General features: G+C 67.5%; 15 protein-coding genes. 4 read left to right on the forward strand and 11 right to left on the reverse strand.

The window, feature by feature from the left end; genetic code table 11:
- Nucleotides 1–131: 131 nt before the first annotated feature.
- The 4 genes from ELS24_RS11460 (at nucleotide 132) to ELS24_RS11475 (ending at nucleotide 5,917) form a co-directional block, all read left to right on the forward strand.
- Nucleotides 132–665 carry a DNA-deoxyinosine glycosylase gene (locus tag ELS24_RS11460; RefSeq protein WP_050448005.1) on the forward strand — a complete coding sequence of 178 codons (534 nt, stop codon included), beginning with the start codon at nucleotides 132–134 and terminating at the stop codon, nucleotides 663–665.
- Nucleotides 666–877: 212 nt separating this feature from the next.
- Nucleotides 878–1,648 carry a sulfate reduction electron transfer complex DsrMKJOP subunit DsrO gene (gene dsrO / locus ELS24_RS11465; RefSeq protein WP_127184175.1) on the forward strand — a complete coding sequence of 257 codons (771 nt, stop codon included), beginning with the start codon at nucleotides 878–880 and terminating at the stop codon, nucleotides 1,646–1,648.
- Between the two features lie 19 nt (nucleotides 1,649–1,667).
- Nucleotides 1,668–2,702, forward strand: coding sequence for an NrfD/PsrC family molybdoenzyme membrane anchor subunit (nrfD, locus tag ELS24_RS11470; RefSeq protein WP_127184176.1), 1,035 nt, complete (start codon nucleotides 1,668–1,670; stop codon nucleotides 2,700–2,702).
- 20 nt (nucleotides 2,703–2,722) lie between these two features.
- Nucleotides 2,723–5,917, forward strand: coding sequence for a tetrathionate reductase subunit A (locus tag ELS24_RS11475; RefSeq protein ID WP_127184177.1), 3,195 nt, complete (start codon nucleotides 2,723–2,725; stop codon nucleotides 5,915–5,917).
- Nucleotides 5,918–6,104: 187 nt separating this feature from the next.
- On the opposite strand, the gene ccmI is transcribed toward ELS24_RS11475, so the two are convergent.
- The 11 genes from ccmI to ELS24_RS11530 form a co-directional block, all read right to left on the reverse strand.
- Nucleotides 6,105–7,580, reverse strand: coding sequence for a c-type cytochrome biogenesis protein CcmI (gene ccmI, locus ELS24_RS11480; RefSeq protein ID WP_127184178.1), 1,476 nt, complete (start codon nucleotides 7,578–7,580; stop codon nucleotides 6,105–6,107).
- Entirely contained in the window at nucleotides 7,577–8,104 is a 528-nt protein-coding gene (locus ELS24_RS11485) for a cytochrome c-type biogenesis protein (protein WP_127184179.1), read from the reverse strand. Before ELS24_RS11485 ends, ccmI begins: the two co-directional genes overlap by 4 nt.
- A complete protein-coding gene (locus ELS24_RS11490; RefSeq protein ID WP_083447438.1) occupies nucleotides 8,101–8,622 on the reverse strand; it encodes a DsbE family thiol:disulfide interchange protein in 522 nt (173 codons plus the stop codon). Before ELS24_RS11490 ends, ELS24_RS11485 begins: the two co-directional genes overlap by 4 nt.
- Entirely contained in the window at nucleotides 8,619–10,643 is a 2,025-nt protein-coding gene (locus tag ELS24_RS11495) for a heme lyase CcmF/NrfE family subunit (protein WP_127184180.1), read from the reverse strand. The genes ELS24_RS11490 and ELS24_RS11495 overlap by 4 nt, the downstream gene beginning before the upstream one ends.
- The gene (ccmE, locus tag ELS24_RS11500) at nucleotides 10,640–11,167 is read right to left on the reverse strand and encodes a cytochrome c maturation protein CcmE (protein ID WP_240669493.1); all 528 of its coding nucleotides are present in this window, start codon (nucleotides 11,165–11,167) and stop codon (nucleotides 10,640–10,642) included. The genes ELS24_RS11495 and ccmE overlap by 4 nt, the downstream gene beginning before the upstream one ends.
- Entirely contained in the window at nucleotides 11,164–11,355 is a 192-nt protein-coding gene (ccmD, locus tag ELS24_RS11505; protein ID WP_127184181.1) for a heme exporter protein CcmD, read from the reverse strand. The genes ccmE and ccmD overlap by 4 nt, the downstream gene beginning before the upstream one ends.
- Nucleotides 11,352–12,101, reverse strand: a complete 750-nt coding sequence (gene ccmC, locus ELS24_RS11510; protein ID WP_127186305.1) for a heme ABC transporter permease CcmC — start codon at nucleotides 12,099–12,101, stop codon at nucleotides 11,352–11,354. Before ccmC ends, ccmD begins: the two co-directional genes overlap by 4 nt.
- Nucleotides 12,102–12,202: 101 nt before the next feature.
- Nucleotides 12,203–12,868: a heme exporter protein CcmB gene (gene ccmB, locus ELS24_RS11515; protein ID WP_127186306.1), complete on the reverse strand. Its 666-nt coding sequence runs from the start codon at nucleotides 12,866–12,868 to the stop codon at nucleotides 12,203–12,205.
- Entirely contained in the window at nucleotides 12,834–13,523 is a 690-nt protein-coding gene (ccmA, locus tag ELS24_RS11520; RefSeq protein ID WP_127184182.1) for a heme ABC exporter ATP-binding protein CcmA, read from the reverse strand. Before ccmA ends, ccmB begins: the two co-directional genes overlap by 35 nt.
- Nucleotides 13,510–14,163, reverse strand: coding sequence for a cytochrome c3 family protein (locus tag ELS24_RS11525; RefSeq protein ID WP_050447997.1), 654 nt, complete (start codon nucleotides 14,161–14,163; stop codon nucleotides 13,510–13,512). Before ELS24_RS11525 ends, ccmA begins: the two co-directional genes overlap by 14 nt.
- 16 nt (nucleotides 14,164–14,179) lie before the next feature.
- A complete protein-coding gene (locus tag ELS24_RS11530) occupies nucleotides 14,180–14,668 on the reverse strand; it encodes a nitrate reductase cytochrome c-type subunit (protein ID WP_050447996.1) in 489 nt (162 codons plus the stop codon).
- Between the last annotated feature and the right edge of the window lie 4 nt (nucleotides 14,669–14,672).

The raw sequence follows: 14,672 nt of genomic DNA on the forward strand, positions 1-14,672 counted from the left end.
CGGCTTCGATACGCCGTTGAACCTGCTTCCCACTTATCTTTTCTGGCCTGGATCACCAGCAGCGAGGCCGGGATTTTTAAGAATAATCCGAATTTTTGAGCCCGGCCCCCGGTCTGACGTATCCTGCCGCCATGGAACACCGCGTTACGCTTGCGCCCGCCGGGCGCTCCGATCAGGTTTGGGGCTTTGCCCCGGTTGCCGCGCCCGATGCGCGGGTGCTGGTGCTGGGATCGATGCCCGGCGTGGCATCGCTTGAACAGGCCCGCTACTACGCCCATCCACGCAACGCCTTCTGGCCCATTGCGGCGCAAGTGCTGGGCTTTGATCCGGGCCTGGACTATGCGCTGCGCTTGCAGGCCCTGAAGGCGGCGGGCGTCGCGCTATGGGACGTGCTGCATGCCTGCGAACGCCCCGGTAGCCTGGACGCCGACATCCGCCGCGACACGCTGGTGCCGAATGATTTTGCGTCGTTCCTGGACCGTCATCCGGACATTGCGCGCATCTGCTTCAACGGCGGCAAGGCCGCCGCGCTGTATCGCCGACACGTCCTGCCCACCCTGGCGCGGCCAATGGACTACCTTGACCTGCCATCCACCAGCCCGGCCCACGCCGCCGCCTCGTTCGATGTGAAGCTCGCGGCGTGGCGGCGTGCATTGACGCTGTAGTGGCGAACGGCTAGCGCTGGGTTCACCCCCCCCGGTTCAGCCGCGCACCCAGGCCCACACCCAGGCCCGCCCCCAGGCCCGCCCCAACCGGCGGGCATTTTTATCGTCCGTTGCCCCTTCTCTGTCCCCGATTTGATTCATATCAACGTCCTATATAACCAGGAGTGATAAGTTAATAGCAACAAGATGTTATCTGTCCGGAGTTCTCCGCAATGCCTGCCTCACCCGTTCCCCCCGACCCTGCCCAACGCGGCAAACGCGGTTTTCTCAAAGGGCTGCTTGGCCTGAGCGCCGCCGCCACCATCATCCCCATCCATGCTGAAGCCACCGGCCTGAACGGCCAGCCGCCACGCCGTCCCGGCATGCCCGGCAAGCGCTATGGCATGGTGGTCGACCTGCGCAAGTGCATCGGCTGCCAGGCCTGTACGGTCAGTTGTTCGCTGGAAAACCTGCCGCCCATCGGGCAGTTCCGCACCACTGTCCTGCAATACGAAGTCACCCCCGACGCCGGCGGTCCCAGCGCCATGGTCATGCTGCCGCGCCTGTGCAACCACTGCGACAACCCGCCCTGTGTGCCGGTCTGCCCGGTGCAGGCCACGTTTCAGCGCGAAGACGGCATCGTGCTGGTCGACAACGAACGCTGCGTGGGCTGCGCCTACTGCGTGCAAGCCTGTCCCTACGACGCCCGCTTCATCAACCACGACACGCAGACGGCCGACAAATGCACGTTCTGCGAACACCGCCTGGAAGTCGGCCTGCTGCCGGCCTGTGTGGAAAGCTGCGTGGGCGGCGCGCGCGTCATTGGCGACATGAACGACCCCGACAGCGCCATCTCGACGCTGCTTGAGGAACACAAGGCCGACATCAAGGTGCTCAAGCCAGACATGAAGACCGACCCCCACGTCTACTACATCGGCCTGCCCGACGCCTTTGTCCACCAGGTCGATGGCCAGGCGGGCGTGCGTCTGGCTGGCGGACATTGAGCCATTGAAGGGGACTTTCATGCAGATCTCGGAATTGCTCACGCCGGTCTATGACGCCGCTTGGCTGCCTTGGGCCGTGCAATATTTCTTTCTTATCGGCATTGCCGCCACCACCGCGCTGACCGCCGTCTTTGCCGCCTTTGGCGAGGCCGGCTCGCCCTTGCGCCGCCTGTTGCCGGCCGCGGCCACCGTGCTGCTGGTCAGCGCCGTCGCCGCGCCCGTGTCGCTCTTGGCCGACCTGCACCAGCCCGGCCGATTCTGGCATTTCTATGCGCACATCACGCCCTGGTCGTGGATGTGGCTGGGCGCCTTGCTGCTGCCCGTGTTCGTGGGCTTGTCGGTGCTGTTCTACGCCGCGTGGTGGTGGGGGCGCATTGTCTGGCTGCGCGTGCTGGGCGTGGCGCTGGCGCTGTCCGCCGCGTCCATCCTGGTTTACACCGGCGCGGAAGTCATGGTGCTGCGCTCGCGGCCCTTGTGGCACACGGCGTTCCTGCCCGTGAACTTTGCCTTGACGGCCTGGCTGGGCGCGCTGGGCGCCATGTTCCTGGTGGGCCGTTGGCTGCCGGGCGGCATGAAGGCCTTGCCGGTGGCGTGCTTGCGCGGGTTGAGCGTGACCGCGGTGATCCTGATGGCGGTGGGAGCGGGCGCCTGGGCCGCGCTGGGCCTCGTGGGCGCCGACCCGTCGTTTGATGCGGCCTTGCGGTTGTTCGCGGAGTTTCCCATCTGGCGCCTGAGCCTGGCGGGCGCGGTCATCACGGGTTTTTGCATGATCGCCCTGTTGCAGCGGCCCGCGCCCACCTTGGCCGCGCCACTACCTTCTGCCGTCTTGGCGCTGACGATGCTGGGCGCCGCCTGGATCTTTCGCTGGGTGGTCTTCATGAGCGTGCAGGGCGTGCCCAAGTATGGCGCCGGCCTGTACCTGTACGACATGCCCTGGGGCAGCGATGGGTTGCTGGGCATGGTGGGCGTGTTGGGCTTGTGCGTGGCCCTGATCACCGCGGTGACCTGGGCCCTGGAAGCCTACCCGGCGCGTGCACGCGGCATGGCGGCCTGACAGCAATGGAACACAAAGCAATGAACAAGCAACACGAAGACGACAAGCTGGACCAGACCACAACCCCGGACACGCCCCAGGACGCGGCGCGGCGCAAGCTGATGGTGCGGGGCGGCATGGTCGCGGGTGGCATGGCCGCCTTTGCGGCCGGCTATGGCGAAACCGTCACGCGCGCCGTCAAGGGCCTGGCCCACGGTACGGCCGGCGCGCCCACGGCGCATGCCGTGCGCGGCAATTCGCTGACGCCGGAATTCCGTATCGACCCGCTGACGGGCGTACTGAGCCCGCAGCCCGGCCAGACGGTCAGCCCGTCCAGTTGCCTGGGCTGTTGGACCCAATGCGGCGTGCGGCTGCGCGTGGATACGGCGGAAAACCGCATCTTGCGCGTGGCGGGCAACCCTTATCATCCGCTGGCCACCACGCGCCCCGCCGCCATGGAAACCCCCGTGCGCGAGGTCTACGCGCAACTGGGTGGCGACAACGGTCTGGAAGGGCGCGCCACATCCTGCGCGCGCGGCTCGGCCATGCTGGAACAACTGCAAAGCCCGTACCGCGTACTGCAACCGCTCAAGCGCGTAGGCGCGCGCGGGGCAGGAAAGTGGCAGAGCATCTCGTTTGAACAACTGGTGCAGGAAGTGTGCGAAGGCGGCGACCTGTTCGGTGAAGGCCATGTGGATGGCCTGCGCGCCATCTTCGACCGCGACACGCTGCTGGACCCCGCCAACCCCGAGTACGGCGCGCGCGTGAACCAGTTCCTGTTCACCGACGCCTCCAACGAAGGCCGCACGCCGCTGATCCAGCGCTTTGCCGCGCAGTCCTTCGGCACGGTCAACGTCAGCAATCACGGGTCGTATTGCGGCCAGAGCTTCCGCGTGGGGGCGGGCGCCGCGCTGGGCGATTTGAAGGGCATGCCGCATGGCAAGCCTGATTGGGACAACGCGCGCTTTGGCCTGTTCATCGGCGCCGCGCCCGCGCAGGCCGGCAACCCGTTCCAGCGTCAGGCCCGGCAGTTGGCCGAAGCGCGCGTGCGTCCGGAAGAAAACAGCTTCACCTACGTGGTCGTGTCGCCCGTGCTGCCCGCGTCCTCCAGCCTGTCGGCCGGGTCGGGCAACGAATGGCTGCCGGTGAACCCAGCAAGCGACTTGGCCCTGGTCATGGGCCTGATCCGCTGGATTCTGGACCACGAGCGCTTTGACGCCAAGGCCTTGGCGCAGCCCGGCCCGCAGGCCATGCAGGCGGCGGGCGAAGCCGCCTGGACCAACGCCACGCACCTGGTCGTGGCCGAACCCGGCCACCCGCGCCTGGGCAGTTTCCTGCGCGGCGCGGACCTGGGCTGGCCACGCCCGTCGGATGCCGACGACAAATGGCAAGACGTGTATGTCGTGCGTCTGGAAGACGGCACGCTGGCGCCGCACACTGGCGCATCGCCCGCGACCTTGTTCGTGGATGAGCGCATCGCGGCGCCCGGCATGGCAGATGCGCCGCAAGCCTTGCGCGTGTGTTCTTCGCTGGCGCTGCTGCGCCAGGAATCGCATCGTAAAACCTTGGACGAATACGCCGACCTGTGCGGCGTGCCGGCTGACAAGATCGCCCAGCTTGCAGAACGCTTCACCAGCCACGGCAAGCGCGCCGTGGCCGACGCCCACGGCGGCACCATGAGCGGCGCGGGCTTCTACACCGCCTACGCCATCGCCATGTTGAACACCCTGGTGGGCAACCTGAACGTGGATGGCGGCCTGGTGCTGGACGCCGGCCCGTTCCCGCCCTACGGCCCCGGCCCGCGCTACAACATCGCGGGCTTCGCCAACCGCGCGACGCCCAAGGGCGTCGCGCTGTCGCGCAACCGTTACCCCTACGAGAAGTCCAGCGAATTCAAGCGCAAGCAGGCGGCGGGGCAGCCCGCGTATCCGGCCGAGGCGCCCTGGTATCCGGCCACTGGCGGGCTTAGTTCGGAAATGCTGGCGTCCGCGCTGGCGGGGTATCCGTATCGCGCCAAGGTGTGGTTCAACCACATGAGCAACCCGGTGTACGGCATCGCGGGCTTCAAGTCGGTGCTGGCCGACAAGATGAAGGACCCGCGCATCCTGCCGCTATCGGTGTCGATCAACCCCTTCATCAACGAGACCAACGCGCTGGCCGACTACATCGTGCCGGACACCGTCACCTACGAAAGCTGGGGCGTGTCGGCGCCGTGGGCCGACGTGGTGGCCAAGGCGTCCACGGTGCGCTGGCCGGCCGTGCGGCCGCGCGTGGCGCGCACCGCCACGGATGAACCGGTGTGCCTGGAAACGTTCTTGATCGCCTGCGCCAAGCGCCTGGGCATGCCGGGCTTTGGCGCCAACGCCATCACCGACAAGGACGGCGGCAAGCACGCGCTGGACACGCCCGAAGACTTCTTCCTGCGTGGCATGGCCAACATCGCCTTCGCGGCCGGCCGCCCCGTGCCCGAAGCCAGCGATGAAGACATGGCGCTGACCGGCGTGGACCGCTACCGCCGCCTGCTTGAATACAAGTTGAAGCCGGGCGAGTGGCGCCAGGTGGCCATGCTGATGAGCCGCGGGGGGCGCTTCGACAAGGTGGATGACGCCTGGGTGCAAAGCGACGAGACCCGCCAGACCCGCGCCGCCTACGCCAAGCCCTTGCAGCTATGGAGCGAAGACCTGGCGGCGTTCCGACATGCCATGACGGGCGAGCGCTACAGCGGCTGTCCGACCTGGTATCCGCCGCGCCTGGCGGATGGCCGCGACGTGCGCGCCGAGTATCCCGCCACGGACTGGCCTTTCTTGCTGACGTCGTTCAAGTCGAACCTGATGAGCTCGATGTCCATCGGCGTTAGCCGGCTGCGCCAGGTCCATCCGCACAACCCGGTGTCGATCAACCGGCAAGATGGCGAGCGGCTGGGCATTCGCAACGGCGACGCCGTGCGCGTGGTGACACCGGGCGGCGCCGTGACGGGGTTGGCCTTGCTGCGCGATGGCGTCCAGCCGGGCGCGGTCGGCATCGAACATGGCTACGGCCATACCGAGCTGGGGGCGCGCGCGCACGTGGTGGACGGCAAACCCATGCCGCATGACACCACGCTGGCGGCGGGCGTCAACCTGAACGATCTGGGCTTTGGCGACGCCACGCGCGGCGAACACGCCAACGTCTGGATCGACTGGGTGTCTGGCGCCGCTGTGCGCCAGGGCCTGCCGGCGCGGATCGAGCGGGTGTAGCGGTATCGCGGTATCGCGGCATCGCGGTATGGCAGGTATGGCAGGTATGGCAGGTATGGCAGGTATGGCAGGTATGGCAGGGGAGCCGCTTTAGCGCGGCGCCCCGGTTTACCTGGGGCAGCCGGTATAGCGGCTCTAACCGCTGTCGGCGGCTTAGCCCGTAGCCGGCCGGCAACCCGGGAGCGTGTCAACGCACCACGGTGTCGGCCACCAGCTCCAGGTCGCGTGCGCGGATGTCCACGTCGGGCAGCACGCCGGACAGGTCGCCGGGCTGGGCCGCGGCGGTGCCCGAGCGGCTGACGCGGATCTCGACCCGCACGCGGCTGGCCCCGGATAGCGTGGCCTGCGGCGACATGGCGTTGCTGTCATCCAGGACAAAGGCGCGCGGCAGGTCCGACACGCGCCACTGCGTGATGGCCAGCGGCATGCGCGAACCCGAGACGGGACGCGCCAGGATGAAAACCGTATCGCCGGGCTGGACCTGATCGTGCAGCGCGTCGGCAATGCGCGCGGTGCCGGAAATGCGGGCGGGAGCCGAGCGGGCGGGAGACACGCGGTTGGGCGGCGTCGTGGAGGTGGAGCTGGTCGACGGGGCGGTCGACGTGTTGGCCGAAATCGTATTCGAAGCGTTGATCGATGAGTTGTTCGAAGCGTTGATCGATGCGTTGCTCGATGCGTTGATTGCACTGCCGCTGTCTGGTGGCGTGATCGGTGCGCCAGCCGCTGTCGCGCGCGCCTGGGCAATGTTCGACTGGATCTGGCGCGCGGCCTCGGAGCCCGTCGGCAGCAGCGCTTGCAGGCGTTCCCAATGGACCAATGCTTCGGCCGCGTCGCCCCGGCGCAGCGCCATCATGCCCGCCAGCGCCAGGGCCTTGGGCTGGTCCGGGTCGGCAAGCAGTGCGCGCGCCACCGCCGCGATGGCCTCGGCGTCTGGCTTGCCCTGATTGGCCGAGAGCTGGGCGTCGGCCAGGTCCGCCAACACGGCGGGCTGCTCCGGCACCAGCCGCAGCACCTGCCGATACGCCGCCACCGCGTCCGTGTAGCGTCCCAGTGTTTCGTAGGAGCGTGCCAGCGTATACCAGCCGTCGGCGTCATCCGGCGCCGCCCGCAGCCGTTGCGCCAAGGCGTTGATGGCCAGAACCATGTCATTGCCAGCCGCGTTGCCTGCCTCGTTGTCAGCCGCGTTGTCGGTCCCATTCCTGGCCGTATTGCGGGTCCCTCCGCCGGCCCTGTCCGCCGCTTCGATGCCCGCCATGCTGGCATGCGCGGGCGCGGTGCGCGCCACAGTCATGTCCGCTGCCGCGCGCGGGTTGCCCAGCTTTCCATACAGCAACACGGCAGCAACGGGGATCAGCACGCTCAACAGACAGGCGGCGGCAAGGCCTGCGCGCTGGCCGCCCGCCGGCCCCAACCGAGGTTGGCGTGCCGCCAGATCTTGCAATAGTTCACGCTGCAATTCTTCCTCGGCCCGCGCCTTTGCCTCGGGGCTCAAACTGCCGGTGCGCAGGTCGCGCTGCAATTGTTCGCGCTGCGCCAGATAGAACGCGCGCAGGGTTTCGTTGGCCGCCGTCGCGTGGGTGGGCGCGCGGCGCAGTAGCGGAGGAATCAGGCACAGCAGGGTCGCCAGCAACAGCAGCACGACGATGATCCAGAGCGTGGTCATGAGCCTGTGTCCAGAAAGTTCGCGGCGCGGGCGCGTTCGTCGGCCGTCAACGGCGCACGGGCCACGGCGCGCCGCTTCAGGGTGCGTATCAACATCCAGAAGCCCAGCACCAGCAAGGCGAATGGCCCCAGCCACAGCAGCCAGGTAATCGGCTTGAAGGGCGGGTCATAGCGCACGAAGTCACCGTAACGGTCTTCAAAAAAACGCATGATCTGCGCGTCGCTGCGGCCTTGGGCCAATTGCGCATGGATCAGGTTGCGCATGTCCTGGGCCAGCGGCGCATTGGAGTCGGCCAGGGTCTGGTTCTGGCAGACCAGGCAGCGCAAGCCGTGCGCCAGTTTGTCGGCGCGCTGTTGGTCGGCGGGCGATAGCGTGGGCAGCGAGGCTGCCGAGGAAAGCGTGGCGGCGTGCGCGGCGGGCGCGGCCACTGTCAGCACCAGCAGCAATCCCAGCAGCGCAACGCCACACAACGCCGCCCACGACTTCAGCCACAGGCCCATGCGCGTTTGCCGCCGCGCGCTCATTTCAGCGCCTCGACGATCGGCAGGATCCGCATCTGGAAGATCTCTGGCGTGATCAGGCCCAGGTGCTTGTGGCGGATGCGGCCGGCGCCGTCGATGACGAAGGTTTCCGGCACGCCGTAGACGCCATACTCGATGCCCACGCGGCCATCCGTGTCGCTGGCCGAGGCCACGTAAGGGTTGCCGTTGCGCGCCAGCCAGGCGACGGCGTCTTCGGGCTTGTCCTTGTAGTTCAAGCCGTACAGCGGAATGGCGTGGCGCTGGGCGGCCTCGCGCAGCACCGGCAATTCTTCCTGGCAGGGTGCGCACCACGACGCCCACACGTTCAGCAACCACACCTGCCCGCGCAGCGCTTGCACGTCCAGCCGTTCGCCGGGCGCCTGCAGCACCGGCAGGTCGATAGGCGGGGCCGGCTTGTCGATCATGGCGGACGGCACGGCGCGCGGGTCGCGTGACAGACCCATCGCCAGGAACACGGCCATTGCCATGAAGACGGCCAGCGGCAGCACGTAGCGCATCAATAGCCCTCCCGTGGCTGGTGCCGTGGCGTCGCCAAACCGCGCTGGGCCTGGCGTGCCACTGCCTCTTGCTGGCGGCGATAGCGCTTGTCGCCCGCGGCCAGCAGACCGCCCAAGGCCATCAAGAGGCAACCCGCCCAGATCCACATCATGAAAGGCTTGACCTGGATGCGTACGGTCCAGGCAACCTTGCCGCCGGGTTCGCCCACCGGTTCGCCCAAGGCCACGAAGAGGTCGCGGGTGGGGCCGCTGTCGATGTCGGCCTGGCTCAAGGCCATGTCCTGCACGGTGTACAGGCGCTTTTCCGGGTAGAGCGTCACCACCGGATTGCCGTCGCGCGTGACGTTGAACACGGCGCGCTGGGCGTTGTAGTTGGGGCCGGCTGCGGGCGCGATGCCGGCAAACGTGAATTGGTAGCCGCCGGCTTCCTGGGTGGCGCCCAGCTCCATGCGGATCTCGTGCTTGACCTCATAGCCGTTGGCCAATGTGACGCCCGCGATGAAGATGCCGATGCCGGCGTGCGCCAGCAGCATGCCGTACCAGGACCGCGGCTGCCGCCCAAGGCGCCGCAGCCATTCGCCATCGGCGCCGTCGGTCAGCCGCTGCCACGCATGCGAGCCGGCCGCGGCCACCGACCAGGCGGCCAGCCACAAGCCCAGCATGACCAGCGGCGAACCCAGGCGCGCCGGCCCCGGCATGGCCAGCGGCAGCAACACGGCGGTCAACACGCTGACGACGAAGGCTGCGCGCAGCTTGCGCGCCAGGTCGGGCACTTCGGCCTGTTTCCAGCGCGCCACCGGCCCCACGCCCATCAGGAAGATCGCGGGCGTCATCAACGGTACGAACACCGCTTCGAAGTAGGGCGGGCCGATGGATATCTTGCCCCAGTCCAATACGTCGAGCACCACCGGGTACAACGTGCCCAACAGCACCGCGCCCGCCGCCACCGTCAGCACGACATTGTTGGACAGCAACAGCGATTCGCGCGACAGCAAGGAAAACCCGCCGCCCAGGCCCACCGAGGGCGCGCGCCAGGCATACAGCACCAGCGAGCCGCCCACGATCACGGTCATGAACGCCAGGATGTACAGGCCCCGCCCGGGGTCCACCGCGAATGCGTGTACCGAGGTGAGCACGCCCGAGCGGACCAGAAACGTGCCCAGGATGCTGAGCGAAAACGTGCAGATGGCCAGCAGCACGGTCCAACTGCGGAACGCGCCCCGGCGTTCGGTGACGATCAGCGAGTGAATCAGCGCGGTGCCCGCCAGCCAGGGCATGAACGAGGCGTTTTCCACCGGGTCCCAGAACCACCAGCCGCCCCAGCCCAATACGTAATACGCCCAGGCGCTGCCCAACAGGATGCCCACGGTCAGGAAGGTCCACGCGGCCAAGGTCCAGGGGCGCACCCAGCGCGCCCACAGCGCGTCCAGCTCGCCCGACAGCAGCGCCGCGATCGCAAAGGCGAAGGCCACGGAAAAACCCACGTAGCCCATGTACAGCATGGGTGGGTGCACGATCATGCCCGGGTCTTGCAGCAGCGGGTTCAGGTCGCGCCCGGCCATGGCGGGCGGCATCAGCCGTTCGAAGGGGTTGGACAGGAACAGCAGGAACAGCAGAAAGCCCACGCTGATCCAGCCCATGACCGCCAGCACGCGCCCGGTGAAGGGCAAGGGCAGGCGGCGGCTGAAGACGGCCACCGCCAGGGTCCAGGCCGTAAGCAGGTAAAGCCACAGCAGCAGCGACCCCTCATGCCCGCCCCACACGGCGGCAAAGCGATAGGCGGTGGGCAGGTCGGCGTGCGAGTTGCCGGCCACGTACAACACCGAAAAATCGTTGTCGACGAACGACCAGGCCAGGCAGCCAAAGGCCAGCGACGTCAGGCAGAACTGGCCCACGGCGGCGGGCCTGGCCACCCGCAACCCCGCCTGCCAGCCAGTGGCGGCGCCGATCAGCGGCAACGTTGCCTGGGCCAACGCCACCAGCAGCGCCAGGATCAGGCTGAACAGGCCGATCTCGGGAATCATCGGGCCTCCGGGCGAGCGGTGTAGTCGGCGGCGACGGTGCTTGCCGCACCCACCCGAGCACCGGCGACGTTGCCGGTCACGTCAACCGCGCCACCGGATGCGCCAGCAGCGCGCTTGATTGCATCGGCGGCTTCCGGCGGCATGTAGTTTTCATCATGCTTGGCCAGTACCTGCGTGGCGCGAAACACGCCGTCCGCGCCCAGCTTGCCCGCCACCACCACGCCCTTGCCTTCGCGGAACAGGTCGGGCAGCAGCCCCTGGTAGGCCACGGGCACGGTGTGCGCGGTGTCGGTCACGATGAAGCGCAGGGTCACGCCGTCGGGTTCGCGACGCACCGAACCCTGTTCAACCAAGCCGCCCACGCGGAAGCTGCCGTTGGCTGGGGCTTCTTTCGCGACGACCTGACTGGGGCTGAAGAAGAACACCAGGTTCGATTGCAGCGCGTTCAAGATCAGCGTGGTGGCCAGGGCCAGCAGCGTCAGTCCGCCGGCAATGGCCCAGGCGCGCCGCTTGCGCGGGCTCATGGGCGCCTCGCTTCAGCGCCTGGGCCAAGGGGCGGGCGCGGGGTGCGCCGAGTGTGCGGGCCGGCTTGCCTGCGCGCGCGGCGCCACAGCAAATAAACTTCCAGCCCCATCAACGCCGCCGTCACGCCGTAGGCGCCCAGTATGTACGGGCCATGGCCTTGCAAGGAAAACAGCATGTCCCAGCTCATGGCGCCTCCTGGCGCTTTGTGTGGCCCGCGTTCACAGCGCCCGGTTCGCGCTGCGCGATCAACCCGCGCACGCGCGCCAGCGCCACCGCCGCGCTGTAAAGCCAGAACGCCGCCACCATCAGCAGCATGGCCGTCAGCATGATGCGCGCCATGCTGGGCGCGGTGGTCAGGTTGATGGATGCGCCCTGGTGCAGCGTGCTCCACCACCGCACCGAGAAATAGATGATGGGCACGTTGATCACGCCGGCCAGCAGCAGGATGGCGCCGCTGCGGTCGGCCCGGCGGACGTCGTCGGTGGCCGCTTGCAGGGCAATGAAGCCCAGGTACAGAAACAGCAGAATCAATTCCGACGTCAGCCGTGCGTCCCAGACCCACCACGCGCCCCAGGTGGGTTTGCCCCACAGCGCGCCGGTCCACAAGGTCAGGAAGGTGAAGAGCGCGCCGGTAGGCGCCAGCGCGCGCATCATCATGAACGACAGGCGCGTGTGGTAGATCAGGCCGAGCGCGGCATAGCCCGCCATCACCAGGTACAGGAACATCGACATCCATGCGGCCGCCACATGAATGAACAGGATGCGATAGACCTCGCCCTGCTGACTGTCCGGGGGCGCGACCACCAGGCCAACGTACAAACCGGCGGCGGCAAAAAGGGCGGCGGCCAGCGCCAGCCAGGGGATCAATCGGCCGGCCAGCGGGTAGAACACAGCGGGCGATGCGTAGCGCATCCAGCCAGGGCGCGAGCGCATGCCAGAGCCTGAGCCCGCGTTCAAGTCCGGGTCCGCGCCCGATGCCGACGCCGTTGCCACGCCGCGTGGTTCGAAGACAGGTGACTTGTGCATGGATCCTCTCATTCCAGCGCCACGCGCAGCGCGGCGGACGCGCTCCAGGGGCATAGCAGGATCGCCAGGCACAGGCACGCGCCCAGCAGCGACAGTTGCGGCCCGGCGCCCAGCCCGGCGTGCTTGGCCGACACCGCGCCCGCGCCAAAGATCAGCACCGGCACATACAGCGGCAACACCAGCAAGGGCAACAGCGCGGCGCCACGCAGGCCCAGCGTCAGCGCCGCGCCCAGGCCGCCCACCAGCGCCAGCGTGGGGGTGCCCAACAGCAGGGACAGGACCAGCACGCCGATGGCTTGTGGCGGCAAATCAAACTGCAATGCCAGGATGGGGCTGGCAAGAATAAGCGGGACGCAAGCGCTGAACCAGTGCGCCGCCAGCTTCACGCCCACCAGCAGCGGCAGCGGATGCGGCGACACCAGCAACTGCTCCAGCGCGCCGTTGTCGTGGTCCTGGGTGAAAGGGCGATGCAGGCTCAGCAAGATGCCCAGCAGCGCACACACCCACAGCACGCCGGGGCCAATGGCGCGCAGCAGCACCGGGTCGGGGCCGACCGCCAGCGGAAACAGCGATCCGGCCACCACGAAGAACAAGGTGGCGCCCAGCGTGTCGGCGGGCCGTCGCCAGGCCAGCCGGATGTCACGCAACACCAACTGAGACAGCGTGGCCAGCATCCGCGTAGTCATCCATGTTCAGGGTTTGCAGGCGATCGGGCGCGGTTAGGGGTTGCCGATGGCAGGCCACCACCGCCGCGCCGCCACCGTCCAGGTGCGCGTCCAGCCTGGCCCATAGTTGCGCCAGGCTGGACGCGTCCAGCCCCGCATCGGGTTCGTCCAGCAGCCATAGCGGCTTGCCGCTAAGCATCACGGCCACCAGCGCCACCCGACGCGCCTGCCCTTGCGACAGGCGGGCCGCCGGGGTATGCAGGCAATCATGCAAGCGCCAGTTGGCCAACCCCGCCGCGATGGCGTCATCGCATTGCGGCACGCCGGAAACATGCAGGCTGTAGCGCAGGTTCTCCAACGCGGTAAGGTCCGCACACAGCCCATTGGCGTGGCCCAGATACGCCATCTGCGCAAAGTAGGACGATGGGTCGCGCGACACGTCACGGCCCCGTGCATGCAAGGCGCCAGCCACGGGCTGCAGCAAACCGGCCAGCATGCGCAGCACGCTGGTCTTGCCGCTGCCATTGGCGCCATGCAAGTGCAGCAACTGGCCGGCGTGCAGGTCGAAGTGCAAGGCGCCCAGGCCTTGCCCCGCCACACCGCCACGCGGGCAACACAGGCCGCTGGCGGCCAGCAAGGGCGGCGGTGCGTCAGCGGGTCGCACTGGCTGGCTCCGCCTTGGCTATTTCCTTGGGTGCGATGGCGGCCGGCGTCGCGTTGGACGTCTGCCCCGGCGGAATATGCGGCAAGGTGTGCGCGATACCCTTGTGGCAATCGATACAGGTCTTGGACTTGTCCGCCAGATAGGTCGAATGCATGTTCTGCGCGCGCACGCTCTGGCGCGTGAAGTCCATGTATTCGTAGTTGTGGCAGTTGCGGCATTCCAGCGAATCGTTTGCCTTGAAGCGCGCCCATTCGTGCTGAGCCAGTTCCAGCCGCTTGTCGACGAACTTTTCGCGCGTGTCGATGGTGCCGAAGATCTTGCCCCAGACTTCCTTGGACGCCTGCATCTTGCGGGCGATCTTGTCCGTCCAGTTGTGCGGCACGTGGCAGTCCGAACACAGCGCGCGCACGCCCGAACGGTTGGTGAAGTGGATGGTGCCCTTCAATTCCGCATAGACGTTGTCGCGCATTTCATGGCAGCCGGTGCAGAACTTTTCGGTGTTGGTGAGCTCCATCGCGGTGTTGAAGGCGCCCCAGAACAGGATGCCGCCGATGAAGCCGCCTATCGTCAGAAAGCCCAGGCTGAAATGCACGCTGGGGCGGCGGATGATGTTCCAGTAGCGCTTTAGCAGCTTGACCATGGCGGCGTCCTGTCCCTTACTTCTTGTCTGTCGCCGGGGCGGTCAGGCGCTTGAGGATCACGTCGATGTCCTGATAAGTGTTGGACACCAGCGGCTTGGCCTCGGCCTGCGGCACATGGCATTGCACACAGAAATACCTGCGTGGCGAGACCTCGGCCAGCACATTGCTGTCGCGGTCCATGTAGTGCGTGACGCTTAGCGGCGGGGCCTGGGTTTCCTCGGTGTTCACGCGCGCATGGCAGGCCAGGCAGCGGTTGTAGTTCTTGTCGATCTGATAGCCGTCGATCTTGTGCGGAATGGTGGGCGGCTGCATTGAATACGTGCGCATCCGCTTGATGTCCTTGTTTTCGATGGGGCTGATCAGGGGCGGGTCGGCCTCTTCGGCAACGGGCGTGGGCCCTCGCATGGGGTCTACGACCTCGAACGGCGGGGCGGCCCGGGCGGCGGGATTCAACAGGAAACCCGCAACAAGAGCGATGGCGATGGTGGCGGCGTGGTGGTTCATGGCT

The sequence above is a fragment of the Achromobacter spanius genome (assembly GCF_003994415.1).
In the GTDB taxonomy this organism is placed as follows: domain Bacteria; phylum Pseudomonadota; class Gammaproteobacteria; order Burkholderiales; family Burkholderiaceae_B; genus Achromobacter; species Achromobacter spanius_C.